The organism is Brachybacterium sp. HMSC06H03 (genome assembly GCF_001807385.1).
Lineage (GTDB): Bacteria > Actinomycetota > Actinomycetes > Actinomycetales > Dermabacteraceae > Brachybacterium > Brachybacterium conglomeratum.
The window spans coordinates 1-6,508 of record NZ_KV788800.1; the positions used below are offsets into that span (position 1 = coordinate 1).

Sequence of the window (6,508 nt, forward strand, 5' to 3'; positions counted from 1 at the left end):
GCCTCGCGGAGCGCGGTCGCGGCGCGGGCGCGGGCGGTGTGGCCGCGGCGGCGCTCGGCGATGGAGCCGTCCTCCCCGCGGGCCTCGTCGATCCGGGTGCGGTCCGCGGCGAGCGCACGGCCGGTCTCGTCGATGCCGGTGCGCTCGCGGGCGACCTCGAGGGCGAGCGCCTCCTTGGCGCGCGTGGCCTTGCCGGTCTCGGCGTCGAAGGTGTTCAGCTGCGTCTCGAGCTCATCGGCGCGAGCGGCGGCGGTGGTCGCGGCCGTGACGGCGGCAGTGCGGGTCTCGACCTCGGTGCGGGCGGTGTCGGGGGTGTGGTCCCCGGCGTCCTCGCGCAGCGCGGAGAGCTCCCGCTCGGCGAGGGCGAGTGCCTGTGCGTCGGCGGCCTGCGCCTGCTCGGCGGCGCGGCGGGCGGCCTCGGCGGCCTCGACCTGCTCGGGGCTGACGGCGTCCTCGGAGGGGCCCGCGGGATGGGGGTGCTCGTGGGAGCCGCAGACCGGGCAGGCGGCCTCGTCCTCGAGGTCGGCGGCGAGCTCGGCGGCGATCCCGGCGAAGCGGCGCCGACGCAGCGTGGCCTCCTCCTCGGCGCGGGTGCGGGCGGCGCGGAGGGAGCGCTCGGCCGTCTCCTTGACCTTCGCGACGGCTTTGACCTGGCCAGCCGCGGCGGTCGCGGCCTTCAGCACGTCCTGCGCGGCGGCGAGCTCGAGCCGCGCCTCGGCGAGACCCGAGGCGGCGGTGCGGGCCTCCTCGCGCGCGGTGACGAGGGCGGAGCGGGCGGCGGGCCGTTCCTCGAGCCGGACGGTCGCAGCCTTCAGCTTCTCCTCCCGGGCCGTGAGTGCCTCGCGGCGGGCGTCGAGCTGCTTCTCCCGCTCGGGCAGCGCGGTCTCGAGGTCGACGAGGTCCGTGAGGGCGCCGGCGGCGCCGGTCGCCTCGTCGGCCGCGGCGGCGAGTGCGACGGCGGGGTCCTCGGCCTGCTCCGCGAGGAGGTCGACGAGGTCGGGGTGCGCGGGTCGCATCTCCTCGGCACGCGCGGCGAGGGCCTCGATCGCGGCGGAGGCGGCCTGGGCGGCGGTGTCGCGTCTCCGCAGCACCTCGACGACGGGGCGGGCGGTCTCGTCGCGCTCGAGCGCGGCCGACGCCTTCGCGACCTCGGGCTTCTCCGTCTCGAGGCGGGTCGCGAGCTGGTCGAGCGCGCGGCGGCGGTCGATCCGGGTGCGGGCGGTGCGGGCGGCCTCGGCGGCGGTCCGCGCGGTCTGCTCCACCTCCTGCGCGGCGGCGGAACCGGCGGCGGTCTCGGTCGCGCGGGCGGTGACCTGCCCGAGCTGGGCATCGGCCGCGGAGGCGAGGGACTCGAGGCGCAGTGCGGCGGCGTGCTCGGTGAGCGCGGCGCCCTCCTCGTCCTCGAGGGCGACGGCCTCGGTGAAGCGCGCCAGCGCCGTGCCGAGGGTCTGCTGGGCGGCGTCGACCTGGCGCTTGGCCTGTTTGCGCATCTCCTCGAGCTGCTTCTCGACGGCGGCGTAGGTCTCGGTGCCGAAGACGCGCTGCAGCACCTGCTGGCGCTCCCCGGTGCCGGCGCGGAGGAAGCGGGCGAACTCGTTCTGGGGCAGCAGGACGGTCTGGGTGAACTGCTCGCGGGTGAGGCCGACGGCGCGCTGCACCTCGCGGCCCACCTCGTCGAGGCGGCTGGCGATCACCTCGCTGCCGTCGCCGGCGCCGGCGGTGTCGGCGATCGCGGCGGGCAGGGCCTGCGGGGACCCGATCCGCCACATCAGGGCCTTGGCCTGCTCCTTCGTGGTGCCGGTGCCGCGCAGCTTGGGGCGCTGGAACTCCGGGGAGCGCCGCACGCGGTGCAGGCCCGAGGGGGTCTCGAAGACGAGGTCGACGATGCTCGGCTCCGTCGGCGCGGCGAACTGGGAGCGGATCCGGTCGGCGCTGGTGGCGGAGCCGGCGACCTGCCCGTAGAGGGCGTAGACGATAGCGTCGAGGATCGTGGACTTGCCGGAGCCCGTCGGCCCCTCGAGCAGGAAGGTGCCGGAGGCGCCGAGGGCGGCGAAGTCGATCTCGACGGTGCCGGCGAAGGGGCCGATCCCGGTCATGCGGAGGTGGTGGAGCTTCACGAGGCCTCCTGCTGGCGGCGGACGGCGGAGTAGGCGCGCTCGAGCACGTCGTGCTCCGCCTCGGTGGGGTCGCCGCCGGTGACGTGGGCGAGGAACTCGTCCATCACCTCCAGCGGGTTCTGCTCCCGGCGCACCACCGGGGTGCCGGCGCTCGCGGCGCGGCCCTCCGGGGCGTACTCGGTCAGCAGCAGGTGGGGGTAGGCCTCGCGGAGCTGCTCCTGCAGGTGGGCGGGGCGGGCGGGGTCGGTGACGACGGCCTTCAGCCAGTCCCCGGCGTGCTCGTCGCGACGGGCGAGGATCTCCTCCAGGGTGCCGCGCAGCTCGGTGAGACGGCGCGGGACGGGGGTCTCGATGCGGCGCACGGCGACCTCGGCCCGCTCCCCGTCGGCCCCGGGGGCGCCCAGCTCGACGAGGAGGACGGACTTGCGGTGGCTGCGCTCGGAGAAGGAGAAGGCGAGCGGGGAGCCGGAATACCAGGCGGGGGCGCCGACGCTGCGGGTGAGGTCCTGGCAGCCGTGGAGGTGGCCGAGGGCGAGGTAGTCGATGCCGCCGAGCACCCCGGCGGGGACGGAGTCGACGCCGCCGACGGAGAGGTCGCGCTCGGAATCGCTGGCCTCGCCGCCGGTGACGAAGGTGTGAGCGAGGACGACGGTGCGGGCACCGGGCCGGGCCGCGGCGCGCTCACGCACCTGGTCGAGGGCCGCGCGGGTGACGGCCTCGTGGCTGCGGGGCAGCGGCTCCTCGCCCTCGCGAGCGAGCTCGGTGCGAGCGCGGTCCGGCTCGAGATAGGGCAGGCCGAAGAACAGCACCTCGCCGTGCTCGTCCTCGACGGAGACGGGATGCTCGATCCCGGGCAGGTCGGTGAGCAGGTGGATGCCGGCGCGCATCAGGGAGCGGCCGAAGCCGAGCCGCTCCGGGGAGTCGTGGTTCCCGCTGGTGAGGACCACGGTCGCGCCGGTGTCGGCGAGGCGGGCGAGGGCCCGGTCCAGGAGGGTCACGCTGCTCACCGCGGGCACGGCGCGGTCGTAGACGTCGCCGGGGATCACGACCACGTCCACCCCCTCGGCCTCGACGAGGTCGACGAGCCAGTCGAGGAAGGCGGCCTGGTGCTCGTGCAGGTCGACCTTGTGCAGGGTGCGGCCCAGGTGCCAGTCCGAGGTGTGCAGGATCTTCATGTCATCGAGCGTAGGGGTGGGGTGCGACGGACGAGGGACGGGCGCGCGGCATCAGAAGGGCGGCGGACCGTACTCGCCCCATCCCTCCGACGGCGGTTCCGGGAGCTGGGCACGGGGTGGTGGAATCTCGCCGCGCGAGGTCGTCGCGGTCGGCGGAGGCCCGGGCGGAGCCTGGGTCTGCAGGGTCGGTTCCTCGACCTCCGGCATGGTGAGCACACGCCGACCAGCGAGATGCTCCGGCGGACTGTTCGGGCTGGTCACGGGGCTGCCGACGTGGGTGCCGCGCAGGAATCCGGTCCAGGCGGCGGTGAGCAGCTCGACCATCTCGAGGCTGGCGTGGTCGAGGTCGTCGAGGACAGTGACGGCGTCGCCGTGGCGGCCGACGGTCCAGCGGGTGCGGCCGGGCTTGCCTGCCTGCGTGGGGAGCCGGGTGGGGTCCAGCAGGCCGTTCGTCTTGTCGAGGTGGTGCTGCCAGCACAGGAGGTGCAGGTTCTCGACCTCGGTGGCGCCGCCCTCGCCCGGGGTGCCGCGGAGGCACTCCTCGATGTGGTCGCACTCGGAGGCCCAGGAGGTGGGGCGCGTGCATCCGGGGACGGCGCACTGCCCGTTGCGGAGCCGGAGGTGCTCGAGCATCGCGGGGGTGGGGGTGACGCGGTCGGCCGGGAGCGGGAGGAAGGCGCCGCTGCTCGCGCTGGTGAGGACGCGGTGCCAGACGGTGCAGCTGCCGGCGAGGGAACGCGCCATCGAGGGCGGCAGCGGGGTGACGCCGTCGAGCATGCCGGGCTGGTCGGAGGCGCCGAGCAGGGTCAGCACGGGCACCGTGACGTTGAGGCGGAACCGCTCGGCGGGGACGGCGACCCCGTCGACGTCGAGTTCGGCGGTGTCGATCAGGGCGTAGCGCAGCCGGGGGAGCGGAAGGGCCCGGCCGGTCTCGAGGACGACGCCGTCGGGGTCGTGCGGGATCGGTGTGCCGTCGCGGAGCGCCACACGCTGCGCCGCCTGGACGGCGCGGGCGGACTCGTCGATCGACTTCCACCGGGCGAGGATCTCGGGGATCGGGCCCGTGATCCTCAGGGTCCCGGTGCCGGCCTCCGCGCCGGGAAGCAGCTCGACGGTGCGCTCGAGCGCGGCGACGGGATCGGGACGGCTCTCGCGCTCGGCGAGATGCTCGATGAGGGCGCGCAGGAGCGTGAAGAATCTTTCCGGACTGATATCCGTGGACCATGTCGAGATCACGGCATCGAGATCCCTCCTGGAGGATTCGGAGAGCTTCTGCGAGGCCTTCAGCATCTTCTGGAACCAGGCCGACGGCATGCTCCCGGATTCGAGGTTCTCGAGGGTGCGCGGGAAATGGTTCACGGCCTGGTATGCGTCGCGCAGTCGCCAGCTCGCGGCACTGCGAGTGACCCGGAGGCCGAGTGCGGCGCGGAGCGTCTCGACCTCGTCGAGCTCGCAGGCGTCCTCGTACTCGCCCTCGAACTCGTGCAGGGCGGCGAGGGCGCGGTACTGCGCAGCGAGCGCGAGGGCAGTGGCGCGCTCCGCATCCCACACGCGCTGCGCGGCCTCGCTCAGGGCGGGGTCGTCGGCGCAGCCGCCGAGATCGGGCAGCGCGTCACGAGTACGAGCCTGGCGTGCGCCGACCCGGCAGAAACGCGCAGGAAGCGACGCGATCAGGGCATCGTCGGCGGGGTCCGGGGAGGTGGCGGCAGGGGCCGACGGCGATGCCGTCACCGCCGGCGACGAGGCGGGAACCGAGGGCAGGGAGACCTCCCATGCGGAGGTATCCGGTGCGGCGGCATCCGACCGCTCGGAACGCACTGCGTCGCGCGCGCCGTCGGCGATCTCATCGCCCGGCGAATGCTCCGGCTGCGTGATGCTCATCGGCCCCTCCTCCCCGTCCGCGTCAGCGATGCGTCGATGCACCGCCCTTCTCGATCCGACCCCTTCACAGTAGTGACCGACAGCGACAGAAGAAAGGCCCGGGAGGAATATGTGGATAACTTTCTCATCGAGTGCTGCATTCGGGCCGTCACACACCTCGCCATCCACACCTTTCCTCCACAGAACCCCCTTTTCCACAATGTCATCCACCGGTTCTCGAGCGGCCGCCTCGCCTGTCGGACCCCTGCGGTAGAGGGGCATCGACCCCGGACATCCCGGCCCCTCCGCCGCCGCCTGGCCTACACTCGGCCGCTGGACACGGGGTGCGCCCGAGGCGCTGAGATCACACCCGTGGAACCTGATCTAGTTCGTACTAGCGAAGGGATGTCCGCATGAGCTCGGATCCTTGCACCCTCTTTCCCGCTGCCCTCCCCCGCGTCGCCGCGCCGGATCGGCCTGCGTCCCACCGGCCCGCACCCGACCGCCCCGCGCCGTCGGCCCCGCGCGTGCTCTCGATCGCGGGCACCGACCCGACGGGAGGCGCCGGCACCGCGGCGGACCTCAAATCGATCACCGCCGCGGGCGGCTTCGGCATGGTGGCGGTGACCGCGGTCGTCGCGCAGAACACCCACGGAGTGAGCGACATCCACATCCCTCCCGCGCAGTTCCTCGCCGCGCAGCTCCGCGCGGTCTCCGACGACGTCGAGCTCGAGGCGGTCAAGACCGGCATGCTCGGCACCGCCGAGATCATCGAGGCCGTCCAGACCTGGCTCTCCGCCCATCCGCCGCGAGTGCTCGTGGTCGACCCGGTGATGGTCGCGACCAGCGGCGACAGGCTGCTGGAGCCCGAGGCGGAGCAGGCGATGATCCGCTTCTGCTCCCTCGCCACCGTGGTCACCCCGAACATCGATGAGCTCGCCGTCCTCACCGGCGAGCCCCGCGCGCACGACGAGGACGAGGCCCTCGCCCAGGCCGCCCGCTGGTCGGAGGCGACCGGCGTCGCGGTCGTGGTGAAGACCGGGCATCTCGACAGCCGCGAGGTCACCAACACCTGGATCGGGACCGACGGTGCCCGCCACCCCGTGCACTCGACGCGGGTGGACACGACGAGCACGCACGGCACCGGCTGCTCCCTGGCGGCGGCGCTCGCGACCCGGCTCGGCGCCGGTGAGGACCCGGCCACGGCGCTCGCCTGGGTCACCGACTGGCTCCACGAGGCGATCCTGCACGGCGCAGAGCTGCAGGTCGGGAGCGGGAACGGCCCCGTCGACCACGCCCACCGGGCACGGCGGCTCGCGGCGGCGGGTTCGGCCGCGCCGTGGGTCGCCGGCGGCG

General features: G+C 74.3%; 4 protein-coding genes and 1 riboswitch. Of the genes, 1 reads left to right on the top strand and 3 read right to left on the bottom strand.

Annotated elements, in window-relative coordinates; all coding sequences use genetic code 11:
• From HMPREF3159_RS18115 to HMPREF3159_RS08985, 3 genes are all read right to left on the bottom strand, one after another.
• A partial coding sequence (locus HMPREF3159_RS18115) for an AAA family ATPase (RefSeq protein WP_070500715.1) occupies window positions 1-2,117 on the bottom strand: 2,117 nt, incomplete at its 3' end.
• Complete coding sequence (locus tag HMPREF3159_RS08980; RefSeq protein ID WP_070500716.1) at window positions 2,114-3,292, bottom strand: exonuclease SbcCD subunit D; 1,179 nt, start codon at window positions 3,290-3,292, stop codon at window positions 2,114-2,116. The genes HMPREF3159_RS08980 and HMPREF3159_RS18115, both read right to left, overlap by 4 nt.
• 51 nt (window positions 3,293-3,343) lie before the next feature.
• Entirely contained in the window at window positions 3,344-5,173 is a 1,830-nt protein-coding gene (locus tag HMPREF3159_RS08985; protein ID WP_070500717.1) for a hypothetical protein, read from the bottom strand.
• Window positions 5,174-5,482: 309 nt separating this feature from the next.
• A riboswitch (TPP riboswitch) is annotated at window positions 5,483-5,575 on the top strand.
• A 104-nt stretch (window positions 5,576-5,679) separates the two neighbouring features.
• Between HMPREF3159_RS08985 and thiD the strand changes: the two genes are divergently transcribed.
• The coding region (gene thiD, locus HMPREF3159_RS08990) for a bifunctional hydroxymethylpyrimidine kinase/phosphomethylpyrimidine kinase (RefSeq protein ID WP_070500718.1) at window positions 5,680-6,508 on the top strand (829 nt) is incomplete at its 3' end.